The organism is Pseudomonas sp. COR18 (assembly GCF_048568395.1).
Classification (GTDB): Bacteria; Pseudomonadota; Gammaproteobacteria; order Pseudomonadales; family Pseudomonadaceae; genus Aquipseudomonas; species Aquipseudomonas fuscovaginae_B.
The window spans coordinates 1,730,380-1,754,007 of sequence record NZ_CP183808.1; the positions used below are offsets into that span (position 1 = coordinate 1,730,380).

Consider the following 23,628-nt stretch of genomic DNA (forward strand, 5'->3'; position numbering starts at 1 on the left):
ACCGCCCCTGCATGAGCAACAGCCCCGAACACGCTCGCCTGCTGCGCCTGGCCACCCGGGCCTCGGTGGCGGTCGCCAGTATCCTGATCGTGACCAAGGCCATCGCCTGGTGGCTGAGCGGCTCGGTGAGCATGCTCGCCGGCCTGACCGACTCGGCGCTCGACGGCGTGACCTCGTTCCTCAACCTGCTGGCGGTGCACTATGCGCTGCGCCCGGCGGATGACGATCACCGCTACGGCCATGGCAAGGCCGAGTCGCTGTCCGGCATGGCCCAGGCGCTGTTCATTGCCGGCAGCGCCATTCTGATCGCGGTACAGGCGGTGGAACGGATCCGCCATCCGGAGCCGGTCGGCGCGCCCTGGCTGAGCATCGGCGTGATCGTGCTGTCGCTGGCGCTCACGGCCGCGCTGCTGGTGCTGCAACACCGGGTCATCCGTGCCACCGGCTCCACCGCCGTGCGCGCCGACTCGCTGCATTACCGCTCGGACATGCTGCTCAACGGCAGCATCCTGCTGGCCCTGGTCTTCGCCAGCCTCGGCTTCGCCCAGGTGGACGCCTGGTTCGGCCTGGGGATCTCGGCCTACATCCTGTGGAGTGCGATCCAGATCGGCCGCGAGAGTTTTGCCGTGCTGATGGACGAGGAACTGTCGCCCGAAATCAGCCAGCACATGCTGGAGCTCGCCAAGGGCGTGCCGGGTGTGCTCGGCGCCCATGACCTGCGTACGCGGGTGTCGGGCAACCACTGGTTCGTGCAGTTGCACCTGGAGTTGCCGGGGGAATTGACGCTGTCGGTGGCCCATGGCCTGAGCGACCAGGCCGCCGATGCGATCAGCGCCGTTTACCCGAAGGCCGAAGTGCTGGTGCACGCCGACCCTCGGGAAGTGGTGAAGCGCCGCGACTGATCAGTAGTTGACCTGGTAGCCGCGGCTGCTCAGGCAGTTGCCCTGGGCCTGGCGGTAGGTCTGCACCACCGTGGGGTCCGGGGCATAAGTGGCCCGGGCCGGGTCGAAGCCGCTCTGCTGCACGGCCCAGCGATAGCAGTCCTCGCCATCCTGCTGCACCTGCTCGGGGCTCTGGCCGTTGGCCGGGTAGGCCACCACGTCATAGCCATTGCCCGATGGCGCCGGCGCCACCTGTGGCGCGGCGGCGGGCGGATCGACCACCACGTAGTCCTGGGTATCTTCCTGATAGAGGTAGTAGGCGCCTGCCGCAAGGAAGAACAGCGTGCTGCCGACCCAGACTTCCCGTGCATAGTCGGGCAGGTAACTGATACGGATCCCGCGCGGTGGTGCGACCACCACATAACGTGGCCCCTGCGGGCGATACCAGTAGCCGCCGGAGAAGAAGTAGTCCTGCCCGCGATACGGCACCCGCCAGTTGCGGTCGGGGAAACGGTCGATCACATAACCGGGACGATACTGCGGACCGGGGCCCCAGCCATTGCCATGGCCGGACGGCCGCCCCGGCCAGCGGTGGTCGTTGGGGTGATCGAAGTTGCCACCGGGCCGGCCGTTGTAGCCGCCGGGCTGCCAGCCGGGGTTGTAGCCGTTGCGCCGGGGAATGTCCGAGTAGTTGCCACGCAGCGGCTCCTGGGTCTGGCGCACGGTATCGGGCCGGCTCTGGATCGGCAGGTTGTTCTGCGGCTGTGGCGCCGGGCGACTCTGCTGGTTGGGATCGTTCTGGGGTGGACGCGGCTGCCACTGGCCGCCGAAGTTCTGCTCGCGCCGCTCGAAGTGCGGGTTGTTCTCCGGACGGGGCTGGCTGTTCTGCGGATGGAACGGGGTCATCTCCGGACGGGCCTGGGGTGCCTGCGGGCGAACCTCTGGTGTCTGCGGACGCGGCTGGACGTTCTCCGGGCGCGGCTGATTGTTCCCCGGCCGCTCCTCATGACCGCCCGGCCGCCCTTCGGGGCCACGCTGGCCACCGTTGGGATGGGGATGTTGCTGATTATCGTCACCCCGATCTTCAGCCAGCGCTTGCGCACCAACACTCATACAGAGCAAGCCAACACCTGCCAGACGCCAGATGCGCGATTTCATTCGGTTCCTCACTGCGGTTCAGGGCATGACCATAAGACTGGGAAAGCGGATTCCGGTTCTGCAACACTTTATCAGTCACGCGACTTATTTTACGCCCAATAAAAAAGGGAGGCTCGTCAGCCTCCCTTTGGGGAATTTCGTCCGTGCTCGACGCTTTTGACGCCGGCTCACCTCACACCGTCTTCTGGACCGTGTGTAGCCCGGGGGCCTGCACAACCCTGTGGGATTGCCGGCCGCGGCGCGCCTGATTCGGCGGACCGCTGTGGACTCGATGTCCGGGCAGTGATTCGTGTTGCAGTGATTCTGGTGATAAGAATAGGCCGACAGCGGCGGCAGGCGATTGCGAACATTGCTCGAATAAACATGACTTGCGCAATATTTCGCTTCAGATGGATAATTCAGCGCAATTGTTATGATAAAGGTCTGAATGATGAGCAAACTCGACCGATACGACCTGAGCATTCTGGCGGAATTGCAGCGCGATGCCCGCATCTCCAACCAGGAGCTGGCCGAACGCATCGGCCTGTCGCCATCGCCCTGTTCGCGGCGGGTCAAGCAATTGGAAGACGACGGCTACATCTCGCGCCAGGTCGCCCTGCTGGACCGCAAGAAGCTCGGCTTGAGCCTGACCGCCTACGTGTTGATCGGCATGGACCGGCACACCCCCGAACGCTTCGAGAACTTCGAGGCGGCGATCCGCAGCTTGCCGCAGGTACTGGAGTGCAGCCTGGTGACCGGGATGGATGCCGACTACCAGTTGAAGGTGGTGGTGGCCGATATGGATCACTACCAGAAACTGTTGCTCGGCCACCTGACCCGTATCGAAGGGGTGACCAGCGTGCGCTCCAGCTTCGTGCTCAACCAGGTGCTCAACAGCACCGAGTTGCCGTTGAATCACCTGCGCAACTGAACCGGGATCTGAGGCAAACCGCCGCAGGTCAATGCCGGTCGATTCTTCGCTGGCGTATACTCGGCGGGCTTTTTACCTCGCGTGTGCTGGAGAGTCCCGATGGATCCTGCCGTTTTCGAAGAATGGATGATGACCGGCCTGGTCAGCATCCTGATCATTTTCATGGGTTTCATCGTCTGGGACCTGGCGAAAAAGTCCAAGGCCGGACGCTTCGGTACGCTGATCCTGTTTTTCGTGCTGGGCCTGGGCGTGGCGGCGTTCGTGATCAAGAGCGTGGTGATCGGCCTGATCGAGTCCGGCTCGCTATAACCGCGCCGGGACTTCCTTCCACTGGCCCTGGTCGAGCCCGTCGAGCGTCCAGTCGCCAATCCGCACCCGTACCAGGCGCAGGGTCGGCAGGCCCACCGCCGCCGTCATCCGCCGCACCTGGCGGTTGCGACCTTCGCGGATGATCAGTTCCAGCCAACGGGTGGGGATACTCTGGCGAAAGCGCACCGGTGGGTTGCGCGGCCAGAGCTGGGGTTCCTCGAGCAGCCGGGCCTGGGCCGGCAGGGTCATGCCATCGTTCAACTCGACGCCCTTGCACAAACGCTCGATCTGCTCCGCTGTGGGAATGCCCTCGACCTGCACCCAGTAGGTTTTCGCCAGCTTGTGCTTCGGATCGGCGATGCGCGCCTGGAGCTGGCCGTCGTTGGTCAACAGCAACAGCCCCTCGCTGTCGCGGTCCAGACGGCCGGCCGGGTAGACACCCGCCACATCGATGAAGTCCTTGAGCGTTGCCCTTCCCTCACCGTCGCTGAACTGGGTCAGCACATCGAACGGCTTGTTGAACAGGATCAGCTTGGACTCGCGCGGCGGCGCCTTGGCGACACGACGGGGAGCGACAGGGCTTTTCGCCGCCGAACGGCGGGCGATGGGACGGGGGGGACGAGGCATGGCGAAGTGGACATCTGAGGATCAGGAGCCGTCATGCTAGGGCGTGCCGGGGATTATTTCCAGACGGGCCATGACCAATGCTTTCGAGGATGATAAAAGCTTCGCGGGCAAGCCCGGCTCCTACAGTACTGCGTCGTTCACAGATTTTGTATACGACGCGGTACTGTAGGAGCCGGGCCTGCCCACGAAAGCGTCAACCTGGGGGACACAAGACTCCGCGGCCGCCCACGCCAGCGATATCAGCGGAACGGCGGCTCGTCGAAACTGCGCAGCTTGCGCGAGTGCAGCGAGTGCAGCTCGGTACGCAGCAGGTCCACCGCGGCGATGCCGATCTTCAGGTGCTGGCTGACCGCCCGCTCATAGAACGCGTTCGCCGACCCCGGCAGCTTGATTTCGCTGTGCAACGGCTTGTCCGATACGCACAGCAACGTCCCGTAGGGCACACGCAGGCGATAGCCCTGGGCGGCGATGGTGCCGCTTTCCATGTCCACCGCCACGGCACGGGACAGGTTGATCAACGGACGCTCCTGGGCCCAGCGCAATTCCCAGTTGCGGTCGTCGTAGGTCAGCACGGTACCGGTACGCAGGCGCTTCTTCAGGTCGTCGCCCTTGTCGCCGGTGACATTCGCAGCCGCTTCCTGCAGCGCCAGTTGCACTTCGGCCAGGGCCGGAATCGGGATGTTCGGCGGCACCACCCGGTCGAGGATGCCGTCACGGCGCATGTAGGCGTGGGCCAGCACGTAGTCGCCGATGGTCTGGGATTGGCGCAGGCCGCCGCAGTGGCCGATCATCAGCCAGCAATGCGGACGCAGCACCGCCAGGTGGTCGGTGATGTTCTTGGCGTTGGACGGACCGACGCCGATGTTGACCAGGGTCACGCCATGACCATCCGCGGCCTGCAGGTGATAGGCCGGCATCTGGTAGCGGTGCCAGACCACCGCGGCCGCCACCGCCTGGGCCTCGGCGTAGTCCATGCCCTTGTCGATGATCACGTTGCCCGGCAGCACCATGCGCACGAAACGCGGATCGTCGCGCAGTTGTTCCAGGCCATGGAGGATGAACTGGTCGACGTAGCGGTGATAGTTGGTCAGCAGAATCCACGGCTGCACATGGCGCCAGTCGCTGCCGGTGTAGTGCACCAGGCGACGCAGGGAAAAGTCGACCCGGGCCGCATCGAACAGCCCCAGCGGCAGCGGCTCGGCGTTTTCCCAGTCGTGCAGGCCATCGGCGATATCGTCGGTGGCGGCGGACAGGTCGGTACTCGGGAACACCCGTGCCAGGGCCGCGGCGGTCACGCCGGAACCGGCCAGTTCATCGCCCTGCTCGACCACGTACGGATAGGGAATGTTCTGCTCGCTGACACCGACTTCCACCGTCACGGTGAAATCGCGCATCAACGGCACCAGCTGTTCCAGCAGATATTTGCGAAACGCCCTGGGATGGGTAACGGTGGCGCTGTAGGTGCCCGGCAACTGGACCTTGGCATAGGCGCGAGTGGTCGTCGGAACCTCGCCCTGATAGGTGTAAGTCAGGCGCAGTTCGGGGTAACGGAACAGGGCGCGCTGGTCGGCGTCAGGTTCGACGCGGTCCTTGAGGTAGCGCTTGAGCGCCTGGCTCAGGGCGGTCGTCGCACGCTCATGGAGTTCGGCCAGGCGGTCGACGGCCTGCTCGGGGGTTTGCACGACAATAAAAGCTTCGGTCACGGAGAGTATCCTGTCTTTTGATGTTGCAGGCCCTCATCTTGCCTGCAACCTCGTCGGACGGGAACATCGGCGTTTCGTTCCGCCGCGCGATCAGAAACCCTGCGGGGTCGAACGGGCAACGATGGCTTCGACATTCACCCCGCGTGGCAAGGTGCCGTAGACCCGGCCAGCGCCGTCCAGGCGCCCGGCGATGAAACCGTCGCTGACCGCCGAGTTGCCCGCCTCCAGCAGCAGCTTGGCCTGCAGGGCCAGGGCGATGTCCTCGGTCAGTTGCCGGGCACGGTACTGGATGTCGCCGGTATCGGCGAACGCCTGCCTGAGTTGCCCGATATGCCGGGCCAGGCGCGGGTCGCCATGACCATCGCCCAGCTCGTCGAACAGCACTTCGAGCACCCCCGGCTCCTTCGACAGCGAGCGCAGTACATCCAGGCACTGCACGTTCCCCGAACCTTCCCAGGTCGAGTTCACCGGCGCCTCGCGGTACAGCCGCGGCAGGATGCTGTCTTCCACGTAGCCGGCGCCGCCCATGCATTCGGCCGCCTCGTTGATCATCGCCGGCGCCCGCTTGCAGATCCAGTACTTGCCCACCGCCGTGACCAGCCGGGCGAAGCGGGCCTCGCGTTCATCTCCCAGGCGGTCCAGCGCCTGGCCCATGCGCAGGCTCAGGGCCAGGGCCGCCTCGCTCTCCAGCGCCAGGTCCGCCAGCACGTTCTGCATCAGCGGCTGCTCACTCAGCAGGCGCCCACCGACCCGTCGATGCGCACAGTGGTGGCTGGCCTGGGTCAGGGCCTGGCGCATCAGGGCACTGGAGCCGACCATGCAATCGAAGCGGGTCATCGCCACCATCTCGATGATGGTCGGCACGCCACGCCCTTCTTCGCCGATCATCCAGGCCAGGGCGCCACGAAATTCCACTTCGCTCGAGGCGTTCGAGCAATTTCCCAGCTTGTTTTTCAGGCGCTGGATGTAGAACTGGTTGCGGCTGTCGTCCGGGCGGTGCCGCGGCAGCAGGAAACAGGTCAGGCCCTTGTCGGTCTGGGCCAGGGTGAGGAAAGCGTCGCACATCGGTGCCGAGCAGAACCACTTGTGCCCCACCAGCTCATAGGGCTGGCCGGGACCGCCAGCGCCGACGGGATACGCGCGCGTGGTGTTGGCCCGGACATCGGTGCCGCCCTGCTTCTCGGTCATGGCCATGCCGATGGTGGCGCCGCTCTTGTGGGCGATTCCGACATTACGCGGGTCATAGCGGGTGCTGAGGATGCTCGGCAGCCACTGCCCGGCGATGTCCGCCTGCAGCCTCAGGGCCGGCACGCAAGCGAAGGTCATCGTCAGCGGACAGCCGGTGCCGGCCTCGGCCTGGCTGTGCAGGTAAGTCATCGCGGCGCGGGCCACGTGGGCACCGTCCTGCGGGTCGGTCCAGGGCAGCGAGGGCAGGCCGTGCTCGATGGCGGTACGCATCAGCTCGTGATAGGCAGGATGAAACTCCACCAGGTCCTGGCGATGACCATAGCGGTCATGGCTGACGAACACCGGCTTGTTCTGGTTGGCCTGGAAACCCGCCTCCATCAGCGGCCCGCCGGCCAGCGCCCCATACTCGTCGATACGGGCCTGCGCCCAACCGGCGCCAAGGCGCCGCGACCACTCCTGCAGCGGCAGGTCGATCCGGTAGAGGTTGGCGCCATCGAGCGAGGGTGGCTGATTGGTGACTTCGTGGGTTTCGGCGTACTGATGGAGATTCATCGGGGCTGCTCCTGCAGGAAGTGCCTGGAAGGCCAGTGAATCATGCAGCACACCGGGAAAAAAGTGGCATATGCGCCTAAATACCGGCGCTTTCGCCCTCTACCTGACTCAACAGCCGCCGCGCCAGGACACTTTGCAATTCCTCGAAACGCACCGGCTTGTGCAGGTAATCGGTGACGCCAGCGGCCCGCCCCCCTCGTGCTCCACGCCATTGACCAGGCCGGTCAGCGCCAGGATCGGCACCTGCGCGAGGCGTACCTGCTCGCACAATATCGCCGCCCCCTGCGGTTCGGCCGCACTATCGAGCAGCAGCGCGTCGACACTGTCCTGCCGCAACAGGTCGATGGCCGCCCGAGGCACGTTGGCGGTCAGCACCCGATAGCCGAGCTTGAGCAGCATGCCCCTGACCACCAACTGGCTGACCTCATTGCCGTCCACCAGCAACACCGTGCACTCCTGCGGCTTGCGCGGTGTCGACAATGGCCGGGAAAGCCGCGGCGCCGACACCGTCACATCGACCTCGATCTGGAAGCGGCTGCCCATGCCCGGTTCGGATTGGTGAGTCATGCGCCCACCCAGCAGTTCGATCAGTTGCCGGCAGATCGCCAGGCCAATGCCCAGGCCGCCGTATTCGCGGGTCATCGAGCCATCGAGCTGGAAGAACCGCTGGTACAGCGTGGCTTCGTCCAGATGGGTAAAACCGATTCCGCTGTCGATCACGGCAAAGGACAGGGTCAGGTGCCCGGGCTCGGCCGAGTGGCCGATCACCCGCAACACCAGCCCGCCTTCACGGGTGAACTTGATGGCATTGTCCACCAGGCACTCCAGGCACTGAACGATTTTCGTCGCATCGCCGTGGAGGCTGTCGGGCAGTTCGTCGGCCACTTCGACGGAGAAGTGCAGCCCCTTGTTCAGCACATTCCCGGCGAACTGTTCCTGCAGGCCCTTGAGCAGGCCCCGCAGACTGAAAGCCTGCGGATACACCTTGAGCCGCCCGGCCTGCAGCTCGGTGAGGGTGAGCAGGCCGTTGACCATGCGCATCATGTCCCGCGCCGAACCGGCGGCCGTCTGCTGGTACTGCTCCAGTTCCGGATTCAGTTCCAGGGTCTGCATCAGCTCCAGCGAACCGATCACCCCGTTCATCGGCGTGCGCAATTCATGGGTGACCGTCGCCAGGAACTCGTCCTTGAGGCGATTGCTGTTGGCCAGTTCCTGGTTCAGCACTTCCAGTTTCTGCCCGGACTCCAGCAGGGTCTGCGCCTGCTGTTCGCGCATGGCATTGATCCGGTCGGCCAGGGCCAGCGACAACAGGCCAACCTCCAGGGCCGAGCCGATCTGGCTGGCGTACATGGTCAGGAACATGTTCGGCAGATAGCCCAGCACCATCAGGGTGTTGACCAACCCGCCCAGCAGGAACGCCGACCAGGCGATGATGAAATAGCGGGCCACCCTCTGGCCGCGGTACCAGGCACTGAGCCCGGCGAAGAAGATGGTCACGGTAAAGGCCAGGGCCAGCGCCGTTGCCAGGCGCAGGGCCAGTGCATAGCCGCTCATCAGCGACAACGCCATGACCAGCGCCCCCACCGCCATCAACAGCAGCAACAGGCGATCCAGCCAGCGACTGTGGGCCGCTGTATTCAGAAAGCGGCGGGAAAACTGGCAACCGAAGAAACCCGCCGAACCGATCAGGAACGGCGTCGCGGCGTTGGCCCACCAGGGGTTGTTCGGCCAGAAGTACTGGACCGCCGCACCGTTGACCGACAACTGGTAGAAGCCGAACGAGGCGATATAGAAGATGTAATAGAGGTAGCTGGTGTCGCGCACGCTGAGGTAGATGAACAGGTTGTAGACCAGCATCCCCAACAGCACGCCATAGATCAGCCCGAGCACGTACAGGCGCACCGGCTGCTCCTCCAGGTAGGCCTGGCTCGACCACAGGCTCAGCGGCGCCTGGACCGAACCCGCGGTCTGCAGGCGCAGGTAGACGGTCTTGCTTTCGTTCGGGGCGAAATCCAGCTCGAACAGGTAGTTGTTCTGCTTGATCGGCCGGCTGGCGAAGGGCAGTTCATCACCGGTACGCTGGTTCAGACGGTATTCGCCGCTGGCGTCCGGCAGGTAGAGGTCGATGTGGTCCATCGGCGGGTAGGCCAGTTCCAGCAGCCAGGTTCGCCGTGCGTCAGGATTTTTCGGCTTGTAGGTCAGGTCGACCTTGAGCCAGAACGCCGATTGCGAATAACCGGCGTTGAGCGCGTCCTTGTCATGCTGACGAAAGTGGCCGGCCATGGCGGGCGAGGCAATTTGCGCGATAGCGGCCTGGCCGCCCACGTCCTCGAACACTTGCATGACCCGGCCCAGGGGCAGGCTCTGAGTGGATTCATCAAACTCGACTGCGCTCGCCATCAGCGGCAGCAAGCTCAACAACATCATCAGCAAATAGCGCATACAGCCCCAGCATGGCCATTCCGGTCGCGTCAGGAGCCCCCATTCCCTTGAGACGACGTGATGCCGCATAGCCTGTTATTCGTTTGGATCCACTCTAGCATAGCCACTGATGGCTAAAAAACACCATTGTAATATTTCGGCGAATCGCTCTAGAACGGGCATTTGCGCGATTGAATCGAATTTGTGAGTAGCTGCTGTCGGCCACATCGGACAAACCTTCCGGGAAAAGATGCAACGCTGCGTGGACGATTCCGAAAAAAGCGATTGGTGGTAAGCTCGCGCCCCATGAATATCTACAGCTCTCGTCCCGTTGTTCTCTGCCTTTCCGGACACGACCCCAGTGGCGGCGCCGGCCTCCAGGCGGATATCGAAGCCCTGCTCGCCCAGGGTTGCCATGCCGCTCCCGCGGTCACCGCGCTGACCGTGCAGGATACGGTGAATGTCAGCGACTTCCGCGTGCTCGATCGCGAGTGGGTGTTGGCCCAGGCCAATGCGGTGCTCAACGACTCGACGGTCGCGGCGGTCAAGCTGGGCATGCTCGGCTCCCTGGAAATGGTCGACACGGTAGTCGAACTGCTCCAGGCGCACCCCCATCTGCCGATGGTCTGCGACCCGGTGCTGCGCGCTGGCGGCGGCGGCCGACTGGGCAAGGACGAGGTCGGCTACGCCATGCGCGAGCGCCTGCTGCCCCTGGCGAAGATCGCCACCCCCAACCTGCCCGAAGCGCGCATCCTGGCCGAGTTGCCCGAAGGCAGCGCCGATGAATGCGCGCAAAAGCTCCTGCCGTACTGCCAATACCTGCTGATCACCGGCGGCCATGGCGATGAGGAGCAGATCCACAACCGCCTGTACGGTCGTGACGGCAGCCGCCAGACCTTCAAATGCCAGCGCCTGCCCGGCAGCTATCATGGTTCGGGCTGCACCCTGGCGAGCGCCCTCGCCGGTCGCCTGGCCCAGGGCGAGCAACTGGTCAGCGCCGTGCAATCGGCCCTGGACTACACCTGGCGCACCCTGCGTGACGCCGAACAACTGGGCCAGGGGCAGTTCGTACCGCGCCGTCTGCCGCTGGATTTCTGCTCGTAATGTCTCCACCCGTAACGTCTTGAGGCCGAATCGATGAAACTACGTGGCCTGTATGCCATCACCGACAGCCAGTTGCTGGCCGGCAAGTTCCTCGCCCATGTCGAGGCCGCACTGGAAGGTGGCGTGACGCTGCTGCAGTATCGCGACAAGAGTACCGACGAGGCCCGCCGCCTGCGCGAGGCCGAGGCCCTGCTCAGGCTCTGCGAGCGCTACGGGACCCGGCTGATCATCAACGATGACGCCGAACTGGCCGCGCGCCTAGGGGTCGGCGTACACCTCGGGCAGACCGACGGCCCACTGACCCCGGCCCGTGCCCTGCTCGGCAGCCGGGCGATCATCGGTGCCACCTGCCATGCGCAACTGGAACTGGCCGAACAGGCCGCCCGGGAAGGCGCCAGCTACGTCGCCTTTGGCCGCTTCTTCAATTCCAATACCAAGCCCGGTGCACCGGCGGCCGATATCGCCCTGCTCGAACGGGCCCGCCCTGCGTTGCACCTGCCGATCTGCGTGATCGGCGGTATCACCCTCGACAATGCCGCGCCGCTGGTCGCCCAGGGTGCCGACCTGCTGGCGGTGATCCACGGGCTGTTCGGTGCCGAAAGCGCCCAGGAAGTGACGCGCCGCGCGCGCGCCTTCAATGCCCTCTTCACTTCATGATTTTCTGAGAGCCCCACTATGTCTCGTTCCGAAACGCTGTTTGCCAATGCCCAGAAACATATTCCCGGTGGCGTGAACTCGCCCGTTCGGGCGTTCAAGAGCGTCGGCGGCACCCCGCTGTTCTTCAAGCACGCCGAAGGCGCCTACGTCACCGATGAGGACGACAAGCGCTATGTCGACTACGTCGGTTCCTGGGGGCCGATGATCCTCGGCCACAGCCATCCGGACGTGCTCGATGCGGTGCGCAGGCAGCTGGAACACGGCCTGTCCTATGGCGCACCGACCGCCATGGAAACCGAAATGGCCGACCTGGTCTGCTCGATCGTGCCGTCGATGGAAATGGTGCGCATGGTCAGCTCCGGCACCGAGGCGACCATGAGCGCCATCCGCCTGGCCCGTGGCTACACCGGCCGCGACAGCATCATCAAGTTCGAAGGCTGCTACCACGGCCACTCCGACAGCCTGCTGGTCAAGGCCGGCTCCGGCGCGCTGACCCAGGGCGTACCGAGCTCGGCCGGCGTGCCGGCGGCGTTCGCCAGGCACACCCTGACCCTGCCGTTCAACGACATCGACGCGGTGGCGAAGATGCTTGGCGAGGTCGGCCAGGACGTGGCGTGCATCATCGTCGAGCCAGTGGCCGGCAACATGAACTGCGTGCCACCGGCGCCAGGTTTCCTCGAAGGCCTGCGCAGCCTGTGCGACCAGCACGGCGTGGTGCTGATCTTCGACGAAGTGATGACCGGCTTCCGCGTCGCCCTCGGCGGTGCCCAGGCCCACTACGGTGTGACCCCGGACCTGAGCACCTTCGGCAAGATCATCGGTGGCGGCATGCCCGTAGGCTGCTTCGGCGGCAAGCGCGAGATCATGTCGCGCATCGCCCCGCTGGGCCCGGTCTACCAGGCCGGCACCCTGTCCGGTAACCCGCTGGCCATGGCCGCCGGCCTGACCACCCTGCGCCTGATCAGCCGTCCGGGCTTCCATGCCGAACTGACCGACTACACCACGCGCCTGCTCGACGGCCTGCAGCAGCGTGCCGATGCCGCCGGTATCCCGTTCGTCACCACCCAGGCCGGCGGCATGTTCGGCCTGTACTTCAGCGGTGCCGACGACATCGTCACCTTCGACGACGTGATGGCCAGCGACGCCGAGCGCTTCAAGCGCTTCTTCCACCTGATGCTCGAAGGCGGCGTATACCTGGCGCCAAGTGCCTTCGAAGCCGGCTTCACCTCGATCGCCCACGGCGAAACCGAGCTGAAACTGACCCTGGATGCCGCCGAGCGGGCCTTCGCCGCGCTGAAATAAGCGCAGGCACCCGTCACCGATTCGACGCCGGGCCCGACCGGCGTCGACTTTCCCGCCTAAACTTTCGGTGTCGCTCCCCGTCATCCCCTCGATGACCGGCAAAACCGGACGATATGAAGCCCGCGCAGCAGAAAAACGAGTAAAGACTTTGTAAGGTGGCCCCCGCTTATTTCATAATGCGCGCCATACACATCCCCTGGCCGGGTACGCCCGCCCTTCAGAGGTACGTCGATTCCCATGAACCGCACCAGCCGCGCCCTTTCATTGGGCTGCCTGTTGCTCCTTCAGCCGCTGCTGGCCCATGCCGGTGGCAACTCGTTGTTGATCCCGGCAATGGGGCGTTGCACCCTCAACACCCAGCCGCAGGATCTCGCCGAGGCCCTGAGCGCCTGCGAACAGGCAGCCAAGGGCGGCGACGCGCAGGCGCAATACGAGTTGGGCGAGTTCTACTACGACGGCAAGAATGCCCCACGCGACCTCAACAAGGCCCTGAGCAACTTCGAACTGGCTTCCCTGCAGGGTCACGCCCAGGCCCAGTTCCAGCTCGGCATCATGTTCTACAAGGGTGAGGGCGTACCGGCCAACAATGTCCAGGCCTATATCGTACTGAAGATGGCGGCAGTCAATGGTGCCGAGGACGCCCTGGACACCGCCGACGAAGTCGCGGCACAGATGCCGCGGGACGAACTGGAGATGGCGACCCAGGTACTGGGGCAGATCTTCCGCAAGTACCTGCTGGAATTGCAGACCGCGGATGGGCGCACGCCCTTCTCACCGCTGCCCTGACCCGCCCCTTGCAGGGAAGTGACCGACTTCAAGCCAGCGGTTATTTCTCCGGCATCGGCATCGGAAACGGCGTGACATTGCCCATGCCCCGCGCCTCGCTGATCTTCGGTGTACCCAGGCGCTCGACCTCGTCGATCCGCACGATCGAGTGCATCGGCACGAAACTGCGCACCACGCCCTCGAACTGTGCCTTGAGCTTTTCCTCGCCCGGATCGACCACCAGTTGCGTGCGCTCGCCAAAGACGAACTCCTCGACCTCCAGGAAGCCCCACAGATCGCTCTGATAGATCTGCTTGGCGTACATTTCGAACACCTGGCCCTGGTTGAGGAAAATCACCTTGTAGATCGGGGTTTCACGTTTGCTCATGGCGGGCGGACGACACATCGGGGCTATGGAAAGAGGGCGCGAACTATAGCATAGCCGTCGGACGCACAATGCTAGGAAGCGACCGCGATGACCCTTATAATGCGCGGTTCTTTGAATCACTCGACGACACCCGCCCATGGCCAAGAAGCTCTATATCGAAACCCACGGTTGCCAGATGAACGAGTACGACAGCTCGCGCATGGTCGACCTGCTGGGCGAACATCAGGCCCTGGAAGTCACCGCCCGCGCCGAAGACGCCGACGTCATCCTGCTCAACACCTGTTCGATCCGCGAACGCGCCCAGGATCGGGTCTATTCCCAGTTGGGCCGCTGGCGCGAGCTGAAGGAAGGCAATCCGGACATGGTGATCGCCGTCGGCGGCTGCGTCGCCAGCCAGGAAGGCGAGGCGATCCGCAAGCGCGCGCCGTATGTCGACGTGGTCTTCGGCCCGCAAACCCTGCACCGCCTGCCGGAGATGATCGACGCGGCGCGGGTCACCCGCCTGCCGCAGGTGGACATCTCGTTCCCGGAAATCGAAAAATTCGACCACCTGCCCGAACCGCGCATCGACGGCCCCAGCGCCTACGTCTCGGTGATGGAAGGCTGCAGCAAGTACTGCACCTTCTGCGTGGTGCCCTACACCCGTGGCGAAGAGGTCAGCCGGCCATTCGACGACGTGATCGGCGAAATCATCCACCTGGCCGAGAACGGTGTGCGCGAAGTGACCCTGCTGGGGCAGAACGTCAATGGTTATCGCGGCGTCACCCATGACGGACGGCTGGCCGACCTGGCGGAACTGATCCGGGTGGTGGCGGCCGTCGACGGCATCGAACGCATTCGCTACACCACCTCGCATCCGCTGGAGTTCTCCGACAGCCTGATCCAGGCCCACGCCGAGGTCCCGGAACTGGTCAAGCACCTGCACCTGCCGGTGCAGTCGGGCTCGGACCGTATTCTCGCGGCCATGAAACGCAATCACACCGCGCTGGAATACAAGTCCAAGCTGCGCAAACTGCGTGCCGCCGTGCCGGGCATCTGCATCAGTTCGGACTTCATCGTCGGCTTCCCCGGAGAAACCGAGAAGGACTTCCAGCAGACCATGAAGCTGATCGAGGACGTCGGCTTCGACTTCTCCTACTCGTTCGTCTACAGCCAGCGCCCCGGTACGCCAGCGGCGGACCTGCCGGACGACACCCCGGAAGAACTGAAGAAAGAGCGCCTGAACGCGTTGCAGCACCGCCTGAACCAGCAGGGGTTCGAGATCAGCCGACAAATGGTCGGCTCGGTCCAACGCATCCTGGTGACCGACTACTCGAAAAAGGATCCGGGCGAACTGCAGGGCCGGACCGAGAATAACCGTATCGTCAACTTCCGCTGCGACAATCCGCAGTTGATCGGCCAGTTCGTCGACGTCCACATCGATTCCGCGCAGCCGCATTCGCTGCGCGGCTCGATGCTCCAGTAACGCCGTTGTGAGCAGTCTGGCCCCGGTGAACCGTGTTCCTCGTCAAAGAGGGGACGGTCTGTCAGACGGAAGCGCTTTCGTCCCCCGGCTGCTAGCGTTATCCTTGAATTCATCTCCATTGCCGTCGGGCGGCTGATAAACAACCTTGAACGCACCCATAGAACCCCATCGTTTCATCCTCGAGCCCTTCGAGGCCCATCGCTTCGCCAATCTGTGCGGGCAGTTCGACGAGCATTTGCGTCTGATCGAACAGCGCCTGACCATCAAGATCCGCAACCGCGGCAATCAGTTCGAACTGATCGGCGAACCCAAGCTCACCACTTCCGCAGAACAACTGCTGCGCCGCCTGTACCGGGAAACCAAGGGTACCGAGCTGTCTCCGGACATGGTGCACCTGTTCCTGCAGGAATCCACCGCCGATGACCTGGAGAACAATCCGGTCGCCGAAGCCGCAGTGGCGCTGCGCACGAAAAAGGGCATGATTCGCCCGCGCGGCCTGAACCAGCAGCGCTACGTGAAGGAAGTGCTTGCCAACGACATCAACTTCGGCATCGGCCCGGCGGGTACCGGCAAGACCTACCTGGCGGTGGCCTGTGCCGTGGACGCCCTGGAGCGCGAGCAGGTGCGGCGGATCCTGCTGGTGCGTCCGGCGGTCGAGGCCGGGGAAAAACTCGGCTTCCTGCCGGGCGACCTGGCCCAGAAGATCGACCCGTACCTGCGCCCGCTGTACGACGCGCTGTATGAAATGCTCGGTTTCGAGCACGTGGCCAAGCTGATCGAGCGCCAGGTGATCGAGATCGCCCCGTTGGCCTACATGCGCGGCCGCACGCTGAACAATAGCTTCATCATCCTCGACGAAAGCCAGAACACCACCGTCGAGCAGATGAAGATGTTCCTGACCCGGATCGGCTTCGGCTCGACCGCGGTCATCACCGGTGACATCACCCAGGTCGACCTGCCACGCGGCACCAAGTCCGGCCTGGCCCATGTCATCGAGGTACTCAAGGACGTGCCGGGTATCAGCTTCACCCACTTCCAGCCCAAGGACGTGGTGCGCCACCCGCTGGTGCAGCGCATCGTCGAAGCCTACGAGCGTTTCGACAAGCGCACCGAGTCCGCTGCGGCCAGGGACAGCCAAGCCGATGCTTGAACTCGACCTGCAACTGGCCACTGACGCACCGGCCCCGAGCGAGGCCGATTTCCGTACCTGGTGCGCCCTGGCCCTGCGCCAGCGCAGCGCCGACTCGGAGCTGACCATTCGCCTGGTGGACGAGGCCGAGGGCCGCGAACTGAACCGTACCTGGCGCCAGAAGGACTACGCGACCAACGTGCTGTCCTTCCCCGCCGACGTGCCGGACGAGTTGCTGGATATTCCCCTGCTGGGGGATCTGGTGATCTGCGTTCCGGTGGTCGCTCGCGAGGCGGCCGAACAAGGCAAGGCACTGGAGGCCCACTGGGCCCATCTGGTCATTCACGGCTGCCTGCATCTGTTGGGTTACGACCACATCGATGACGAGGAAGCCGAGGAAATGGAAGCACTGGAACGAGAGTTGCTTGCTGAACTGGGTCATCCGGACCCTTATGCCGATGACGAGCACTGATCACTCATCACATTGATCACCAACGACTGATCACTCAATCAAGGAAAACGAGTAAATCGCTATGAGCGAAGACCGATCGAGCAACGGGCAGAAGTCCTGGCTGGGTAAGCTGACCCAGGCTTTTGCCCATGAGCCGAAAAACCGCCAGGAGCTGATGGAGCTGCTGCGCGAAGCCCACCAGAACAAATTGCTGGACAGCGAAGCGCTGGCCATCGTCGAAGGCGCCATCCAGGTTGCCGACCTGCAGGTACGCGACATCATGGTCCCGCGCTCGCAGATGATCAGCATCAAGGCGACCCAGACACCCCGCGAATTCCTTCCCGCCGTCCTCGATGCCGCCCACTCGCGCTATCCGGTGATCGGCGAAAGCCACGACGACGTCATGGGCGTCCTGCTGGCCAAGGACCTGCTGCCGCTGATCCTCAAGGAAAACGGCGAAGGCTTCAACATCAAGGACCTGCTGCGCCCGGCGACCTTCGTCCCCGAATCCAAGCGCCTGAACGTGCTGCTGCGCGAGTTCCGTGCCAACCACAACCACATGGCCATCGTCATCGACGAATACGGCGGCGTGGCGGGCCTGGTGACCATCGAGGACGTGCTGGAGCAGATCGTCGGCGATATCGAGGACGAGCACGACGTCGAGGAAGACAGCTACATCAAGCCGCTGCCCAGCGGAGATTTCCTGGTCAAGGCACTGACGCCGATCGAGAACTTCAACGAATTCTTCGACAGCGAATTCTCCGACGACGAGTTCGACACCGTCGGCGGCCTGGTGATGAGTGCGTTCGGCCATCTGCCAAAGCGTAATGAAACCACCGAGATCGGCGCGTATCGTTTCCGTATCCTGAATGCCGACAGCCGTCGGATCCACCTGATCCGCCTGACACCCATCAATCGCTAAGGACTGGAAGCTTCCCTATGCTGCGCTTAACCCGTCCCGGCTGGCCCGGTAACCTGCTGGCCGTGGCGGCTGGCGCGCTGACCACCCTGGCCCTGGCGCCGTTCGATATCTGGCCCCTGGCGTTGCTGGCGGTCGGCCTGTTCTATGCCGGCCTGCGCGAACTGTCGCCACGCCAGGCCCTGTGGCGCGGCTGGTGTTTCGGCTTCGGCCTGTTCGGCGCCGGCACCAGCTGGATCTACGTGAGTATCCACACCTACGGCGGCGCCTCGGTGCTGTTGGCGGGCCTGCTGATGCTGGCGTTCATCGCCGCCATCGCCTGGTTCTTCGCCCTGCCCGCCTGGCTCTGGGCACGCTGGATCCGCCGCAATGAGGCGCCGCTGGCCGATGCCCTGGCCTTCGCCGCCCTGTGGGTCGCGCAGGAAGCCTTCCGCGGCTGGTTCCTGACCGGCTTCCCCTGGCTCTATTCCGGCTACAGCCAGCTGGACGGCCCATTGGCCGGTCTCGCTCCACTGGGCGGGATCTGGCTGATCTCCTTCGCCCTGGCCCTCACCGCGGCCCTGCTGTACAACGCCCGGCGCCTGCTCAAGGGGGTCGCAAGGCGTTTATCACGGCGGGCCTGGTGCTGCTGGTCGGGCCATGGGCCATCGGCCTGGCACTCAAGCATCATGCCTGGACCAGCCCGGCGGGCGAGCCGCTGAGCGTTGCCGCCCTCCAGGGCAATATCGAACAGAGCATGAAGTGGGACCCGGCGCAACTCAACGCGCAATTGGCGTTGTATCGCGACATGAGCTTCAGCACCAGACGGACTGACCTGCTGGTGTGGCCGGAGACCGCGGTCCCGGTACTGAAGGAGTCCGCCGAAGGCTACCTGTCGATGATGGGCAACTTTGCCGCCGACCGGCATTCGGCCCTGATCACTGGCGTGCCGATCCGCCAGGTGGTGCATAACGAGAAGCGCTACTTCAACGGCATCGTCGCGCTTGGCGAAGGCGACGGGGTCTACCTGAAGCAGAAGCTGGTACCGTTTGGCGAGTACGTCCCCCTGCAGGACCTGCTGCGAGGGCTGATCGAGTTCTTCGACCTGCCGATGTCCGACTTCGCCCGTGGCCCCGTCGACCAGCCGCTGTTGCAGGCCAAGGGCTATCAGATCGCCCCGTTCATCTGCTACGAAGTGGTCTACCCGGAATTCGCCGCCAGCCTGTCGGCACGTAGCGACCTGCTGCTGACCATCAGCAACGACACCTGGTTCGGCACCTCGATCGGCCCGCTGCAACACCTGCAGATGGCACAGATGCGCGCACTGGAAGCCGGACGCTGGATGATCCGCGCCACCAACAACGGCGTGACCGGGCTGATCGATCCGTTCGGCCGGATCACCACGCAGATCCCGCAGTTCGAGCGCGGCATCCTGTATGGCGAAGTGGTACCGATGCACAACCTGACACCGTACCTGCAGTGGCGTTCGTGGCCGCTGGTCATTCTCTGCGGCCTGCTGTTCGGCTGGGCGTTGCTGGCCAGCCGGATTGCCAAGGCCGTCTGAAACACACCTGCGTCTTGTAGGAGCGTGGCTTGCCCGCGAAGCGCTTAACGTCCTAGAGGACGCCTTCGCGGGCAAGCCCTGCGCCTACAGAGGCGGTGAGCTGCCTTCGGGCACAGCCCGGTAGAAAAGTCGGTACCCTACCTGCCCCACCGCCTCGTTGATCAGTTGCCCACTGCGCCAGATCGCCTTGAACTCCGGCATCCAGCCACCCAAAGGGCTGGCATTGTCCCGCCCCAGGAAGCCGACCGGTGCCGGCACCACATTGAAACCGGCCTGTTCGAAGCTCCAGACCGCCCGCGGCATATGCGCGGCATGGGTGACCACCACCACGCGCCTGATCCCCAACGGCGCCAGCAATTCATGACTGAACCGGGCATTTTCCCAGGTCGTGGTGCTGCGCTCCTCCAGCCAGCGCACCGTCACCCCGGAATCCTCCCGCATCGACTCGGCCATCAACGCCGCCTCGCTGGGCGGTGTGCCATAGTGCAGGCCGCCGCTGGTCAGCACCGGCAAGCCCGAAGCCTTGGCCAGCCGCGCCGCATAGCGCTGGCGCTCCAGGCCGATACCGGTCGGCTGGTCGCTGCCCCAGGCCGAATCGCCGCGCTCGCGCCCGGAACCGAGCACCACGATGGCATCGGCGCGCTGCGCCAGCCCCGCCCACTCGCTACGCTCCAGCGCCGGCACGGTCTCCAGCGCCCGCGCGGACCATTCGACCACCACCGGCAGGCTGATCAGCCAGAACCCGCCAAACCCCAGGGCAAAGCACACCGCCGCCAGCCGCGGCCGGCGCCTGCGCAGCCACCAGGCCAGCGCCAGCAGCAGCAGCAACAGGCCGGGCGGCAGCAACAATTGTTTTAGGATGTAGCGAACAGGCATCGGGCACCTCCAGAAGATGCCCGAAGCCTAAGTGCATCAGGGTCAATCAACAACCTTGCGGATCCTTGGCCCGGGGAACAGGCCAGGACAGACAACAGGATGCAGCCGGGCGGGCCTCATTTGGCCCGAAATGACTTGAACCGCGCCGAATACAGCTTCGGCGCCCTGTCCTTCAACCAGATGATCTCGGCCGAACGTACGTCTTCCCTCGGTTGTGAAACGGTTGCGCCAGACGTGTGCACGCCGCGACCGCTCAGGTCCAGATAGGCCCTGATCAGTTCGAACTCGGCGCTACTCAGGCCCCGCAACTCCAGCTCGGCAGGCCGCTCGTCACGCAGGCGGACCGCCGTCCTCGCCGCGTCGAGGGCGAGCCCAAGACGCGTGATCAGGCGTTCGTACAGCTCGGGATCAGTTACATTTCGCTGCGACTCCACCATCCGCTCACCTCATTGAAGATAAGTATCACTTCCCCCTCTATGAGCTTAGCGGCGCACGGCCAACCAGCCTGCCGCCGCGACCAACGGCCTTCGTCGCGCAATCAGGGTTTCCCTCGGCGGAGCGGCGTCATGTATGCTACGGGGCTTCCTGTAACTCCACTTCCAGCAGCACCCGCACGGTGCGTTGAAGAGGATTGGGCCACCCTTTCCAGAACAAGTAGCCATGCACGAACACTATCAGCCCCGTGAAATCGAAAACGCCGCCCAATCGTTCTGGGACGAGCAGAAGTCCTTTGAAGTCAGTGAACAGCCAGGCAAGGACACCTACTACTGCCTGTCGATGTTCCCTTACCCCAGCGGCAAGCTGCACATGGGGCACGTGCGCAACTACACCATCGGCGACGTGATCGCCCGCTACCAGCGCATGCAGGGCAAGAACGTCCTGCAACCCATGGGCTGGGACGCCTTCGGCATGCCGGCGGAAAACGCCGCGATGAAGAACAAGGTCGCACCGGCCAAGTGGACCTACGAAAACATCGCCTACATGAAGAGCCAGCTGCGCAGCCTGGGCCTGGCAGTGGACTGGTCCCGCGAAGTGACCACCTGCAAGCCCGACTACTACCGTTGGGAACAGTGGCTGTTCACCCGCCTGTTCGAGAAAGGCGTGATCTACCGCAAGAACGGTACCGTGAACTGGGACCCGGTGGACCAGACCGTACTGGCCAACGAGCAGGTGATCGACGGCCGCGGCTGGCGTTCCGGCGCGCTGATCGAGAAGCGCGAAATCCCGATGTACTACTTCAAGATCACCGCCTACGCCGATGAACTGCTGGAAAGCCTCGACGAACTGCCGGGCTGGCCCGAGCAGGTCAAGACCATGCAGCGCAACTGGATCGGCAAGTCCCGCGGGATGGAAGTGCAGTTCCCGTACGACGTCGATTCCATCGGCGAAGCCGGCACGCTGAAGGTCTTCACCACCCGTCCGGACACCCTGATGGGCGCGACTTATGTCGCCGTCGCCGCCGAGCACCCGCTGGCGACCCAGGCCGCGCGCAACAACCCCGAACTGCAAGCCTTCATCGCCGAATGCAAGGCCGGCAGCGTCGCCGAAGCCGACGTCGCCACCCAGGAAAAGAAAGGCCTGCCAACCGGCCTGTTCGTCGCCCACCCGCTGACCGGCGAAAAACTGCCGGTCTGGGTCGCCAACTACGTGCTGATGCACTACGGCGACGGCGCCGTAATGGCAGTGCCGGCCCACGACGAGCGTGATTTCGAGTTCGCCAGCAAGTATGGGCTGCCGATCAAGTCGGTGGTGCGCACCAGCTCCGGCGACACCCACCCGGCCCCGTGGCAGGACGCCTACGGCGAACACGGCACCCTGATCAACTCCGGCGAGTTCGACGGCCTGGACTTCGCCGGCGCGTTCGACGCCATCGAAGCCGCGCTGATCCGGAAGAACCTCGGCGCCTCGCGTACCCAGTTCCGCCTGCGCGACTGGGGCATCAGCCGCCAGCGCTACTGGGGCTGCCCGATTCCGATCATCCACTGCGACAGCTGTGGTGACGTACCGGTACCGGAGGACCAACTGCCGGTCGTGCTGCCGGAAGACGTGGTGCCGGACGGCGCCGGTTCGCCACTGGCGCGCATGCCCGAGTTCTACGAGTGCAACTGCCCGAAATGCGGCCAGCCGGCCAAGCGTGAAACCGACACCATGGACACCTTCGTCGAGTCGTCCTGGTACTACGCCCGCTATGCCTCGCCACGCTACGAAGGTGGCCTGGTCGACCCGAAAGCCGCCAACCACTGGCTGCCGGTGGACCAGTACATCGGCGGTATCGAACACGCGATCCTGCACCTGCTGTACGCGCGCTTCTTCCACAAGCTGATGCGCGACGAAGGCCTGGTCAGCTCGAACGAGCCGTTCAAGAACCTGCTGACCCAGGGCATGGTGGTCGCCGAGACCTACTACCGTCGCGAAGCCAACGGTGGCTACACCTGGTACAACCCGGCGGACGTCGAGCTGGAGCGCGACAGCAAGGCCAAGATCATCGGCGCCAAGCTGATCAGCGACGGCCTGCCGGTGGAGATCGGTGGCACCGAGAAGATGGCCAAGTCGAAGAACAACGGCGTCGATCCGCAATCGATGATCGAGCAGTACGGCGCCGACACCTGCCGCCTGTTCATGATGTTCGCCTCGCCGCCCGACATGAGCCTGGAATGGTCCGACTCCGGCGTCGAGGGTGCGCACCGCTTCCTCAAGCGTGTCTGGCGTCTGGCCCAGGCCCACGTGACCCAGGGTCTGCCGGGCAAGCTGGACCTGACCGCGCTGAACGACGAGCAGAAAGCGGTCCGCCGCTCCATCCACCTGGCGATCAGGCAGGCCAGCCAGGACGTCGGCCAGAACCACAAGTTCAACACCGCCATCGCCCAGGTGATGACCCTGATGAACGTGCTGGAAAAGGCGCCGCAGGACTCCGCCCAGGACCGCGCGCTGATCCAGGAAGGCCTGGAAACCGTGGCCCTGCTGCTCGCGCCGATCACCCCGCACATCAGCCACGAGCTGTGGAAACAGCTGGGCCAGGACGGCGCCATCATCGACGCCGGCTGGCCGGTGCTGGATGAAAGTGCCCTGGTCCAGGACAGCCTGGTGCTGGTGATTCAGGTCAACGGCAAGCTGCGTGGTCAGATCGAGATGCCGGCCAGCGCCACCCGCGAGGAAATCGAAGCGGCGGCCCGGGTCAACGAAAACGTACTGCGCTTCATCGATGGCCTGACGATCCGCAAGGTCATCGTCGTGCCCGGCAAGCTGGTCAACATCGTCGCCAGCTAATTGGACCAGGCGC

At 64.3% G+C, this 23,628-nt stretch carries 19 protein-coding genes and 2 pseudogenes; 13 read left to right on the plus strand and 8 right to left on the minus strand.

The genetic code is table 11. The features are described 5' to 3' along the window. Window positions 1–11: 11 nt before the first annotated feature. On the plus strand, window positions 12–902 hold the full coding sequence (locus ACM62G_RS08035) for a cation diffusion facilitator family transporter (protein ID WP_054061505.1): 891 nt from the start codon (window positions 12–14) through the stop codon (window positions 900–902). On the opposite strand, the gene ACM62G_RS08040 is transcribed toward ACM62G_RS08035, so the two are convergent. Continuing rightward, entirely contained in the window at window positions 903–2,039 is a 1,137-nt protein-coding gene (locus ACM62G_RS08040) for a DUF6515 family protein (RefSeq protein ID WP_273824683.1), read from the minus strand. Window positions 2,040–2,469: 430 nt separating this feature from the next. On the opposite strand from ACM62G_RS08040, the gene ACM62G_RS08045 reads away from it, so the two are divergent. Further along, window positions 2,470–2,949, plus strand: a complete 480-nt coding sequence (locus tag ACM62G_RS08045; protein ID WP_054061508.1) for an Lrp/AsnC family transcriptional regulator — start codon at window positions 2,470–2,472, stop codon at window positions 2,947–2,949. Between the two features lie 99 nt (window positions 2,950–3,048). Further along, the gene (locus ACM62G_RS08050; RefSeq protein ID WP_017903158.1) at window positions 3,049–3,258 is read left to right on the plus strand and encodes a DUF2788 domain-containing protein; all 210 of its coding nucleotides are present in this window, start codon (window positions 3,049–3,051) and stop codon (window positions 3,256–3,258) included. On the opposite strand, the gene ACM62G_RS08055 is transcribed toward ACM62G_RS08050, so the two are convergent. The 4 genes and pseudogenes from ACM62G_RS08055 to ACM62G_RS08070 form a co-directional block, all read right to left on the minus strand. Next, the gene (locus tag ACM62G_RS08055) at window positions 3,253–3,885 is read right to left on the minus strand and encodes a pseudouridine synthase (RefSeq protein ID WP_273824682.1); all 633 of its coding nucleotides are present in this window, start codon (window positions 3,883–3,885) and stop codon (window positions 3,253–3,255) included. The two genes, ACM62G_RS08050 and ACM62G_RS08055, sit on opposite strands and share 6 nt — an antisense overlap. Before the next feature lie 239 nt (window positions 3,886–4,124). Then, on the minus strand, window positions 4,125–5,588 hold the full coding sequence (gene amn, locus ACM62G_RS08060; protein ID WP_054057108.1) for an AMP nucleosidase: 1,464 nt from the start codon (window positions 5,586–5,588) through the stop codon (window positions 4,125–4,127). Window positions 5,589–5,678: 90 nt separating this feature from the next. After that, window positions 5,679–7,328, minus strand: coding sequence for an acyl-CoA dehydrogenase family protein (locus ACM62G_RS08065; RefSeq protein ID WP_054057107.1), 1,650 nt, complete (start codon window positions 7,326–7,328; stop codon window positions 5,679–5,681). 76 nt (window positions 7,329–7,404) lie between these two features. After that, window positions 7,405–9,770: pseudogene (locus tag ACM62G_RS08070) on the minus strand (hybrid sensor histidine kinase/response regulator). Between the two features lie 285 nt (window positions 9,771–10,055). On the opposite strand from ACM62G_RS08070, the gene ACM62G_RS08075 reads away from it, so the two are divergent. The 4 genes from ACM62G_RS08075 (at window position 10,056) to ACM62G_RS08090 (ending at window position 13,598) form a co-directional block, all read left to right on the plus strand. Then, window positions 10,056–10,853: a hydroxymethylpyrimidine/phosphomethylpyrimidine kinase gene (locus ACM62G_RS08075; protein WP_054063743.1), complete on the plus strand. Its 798-nt coding sequence runs from the start codon at window positions 10,056–10,058 to the stop codon at window positions 10,851–10,853. A 33-nt stretch (window positions 10,854–10,886) separates the two neighbouring features. Next, window positions 10,887–11,510 carry a thiamine phosphate synthase gene (thiE, locus tag ACM62G_RS08080; protein ID WP_054057104.1) on the plus strand — a complete coding sequence of 208 codons (624 nt, stop codon included), beginning with the start codon at window positions 10,887–10,889 and terminating at the stop codon, window positions 11,508–11,510. 18 nt (window positions 11,511–11,528) lie between these two features. Continuing rightward, complete coding sequence (gene hemL, locus ACM62G_RS08085; RefSeq protein ID WP_419736976.1) at window positions 11,529–12,812, plus strand: glutamate-1-semialdehyde 2,1-aminomutase; 1,284 nt, start codon at window positions 11,529–11,531, stop codon at window positions 12,810–12,812. A gap of 237 nt (window positions 12,813–13,049) precedes the next feature. Further along, entirely contained in the window at window positions 13,050–13,598 is a 549-nt protein-coding gene (locus tag ACM62G_RS08090) for a tetratricopeptide repeat protein (protein ID WP_054057102.1), read from the plus strand. Between the two features lie 40 nt (window positions 13,599–13,638). Here ACM62G_RS08090 and ACM62G_RS08095 read toward each other — a convergent pair whose 3' ends face one another. After that, on the minus strand, window positions 13,639–13,965 hold the full coding sequence (locus ACM62G_RS08095; RefSeq protein WP_054057101.1) for a DUF1820 family protein: 327 nt from the start codon (window positions 13,963–13,965) through the stop codon (window positions 13,639–13,641). Between the two features lie 136 nt (window positions 13,966–14,101). Here ACM62G_RS08095 and miaB point away from each other — a divergent pair, with 136 nt between their 5' ends. The 5 genes and pseudogenes from miaB to lnt all read left to right on the plus strand — a co-directional run bounded on the left by miaB (window position 14,102) and on the right by lnt (window position 19,472). Beyond that, on the plus strand, window positions 14,102–15,430 hold the full coding sequence (gene miaB, locus ACM62G_RS08100; RefSeq protein ID WP_054057100.1) for a tRNA (N6-isopentenyl adenosine(37)-C2)-methylthiotransferase MiaB: 1,329 nt from the start codon (window positions 14,102–14,104) through the stop codon (window positions 15,428–15,430). Between the two features lie 145 nt (window positions 15,431–15,575). Further along, window positions 15,576–16,580, plus strand: a complete 1,005-nt coding sequence (locus tag ACM62G_RS08105) for a PhoH family protein (RefSeq protein ID WP_054063741.1) — start codon at window positions 15,576–15,578, stop codon at window positions 16,578–16,580. Continuing rightward, on the plus strand, window positions 16,573–17,031 hold the full coding sequence (ybeY, locus tag ACM62G_RS08110) for an rRNA maturation RNase YbeY (protein ID WP_054057098.1): 459 nt from the start codon (window positions 16,573–16,575) through the stop codon (window positions 17,029–17,031). Before ACM62G_RS08105 ends, ybeY begins: the two co-directional genes overlap by 8 nt. A 61-nt stretch (window positions 17,032–17,092) precedes the next feature. Further along, the gene (locus ACM62G_RS08115) at window positions 17,093–17,932 is read left to right on the plus strand and encodes an HlyC/CorC family transporter (protein WP_054063740.1); all 840 of its coding nucleotides are present in this window, start codon (window positions 17,093–17,095) and stop codon (window positions 17,930–17,932) included. A gap of 17 nt (window positions 17,933–17,949) precedes the next feature. Continuing rightward, window positions 17,950–19,472, plus strand: a pseudogene (lnt, locus tag ACM62G_RS08120) (apolipoprotein N-acyltransferase). A gap of 84 nt (window positions 19,473–19,556) precedes the next feature. On the opposite strand, the gene ACM62G_RS08125 reads toward lnt, so the two are convergent. Together ACM62G_RS08125 and ACM62G_RS08130 are read right to left on the minus strand one after the other, a co-directional pair. Then, window positions 19,557–20,348, minus strand: a complete 792-nt coding sequence (locus ACM62G_RS08125) for a YdcF family protein (RefSeq protein ID WP_419736977.1) — start codon at window positions 20,346–20,348, stop codon at window positions 19,557–19,559. A gap of 116 nt (window positions 20,349–20,464) precedes the next feature. Further along, a complete protein-coding gene (locus tag ACM62G_RS08130; RefSeq protein ID WP_054060057.1) occupies window positions 20,465–20,785 on the minus strand; it encodes a hypothetical protein in 321 nt (106 codons plus the stop codon). 223 nt (window positions 20,786–21,008) lie between these two features. On the opposite strand from ACM62G_RS08130, the gene leuS reads away from it, so the two are divergent. Next, window positions 21,009–23,615, plus strand: coding sequence for a leucine--tRNA ligase (leuS, locus tag ACM62G_RS08135; protein WP_419736978.1), 2,607 nt, complete (start codon window positions 21,009–21,011; stop codon window positions 23,613–23,615). Window positions 23,616–23,628 lie beyond the last annotated feature (13 nt).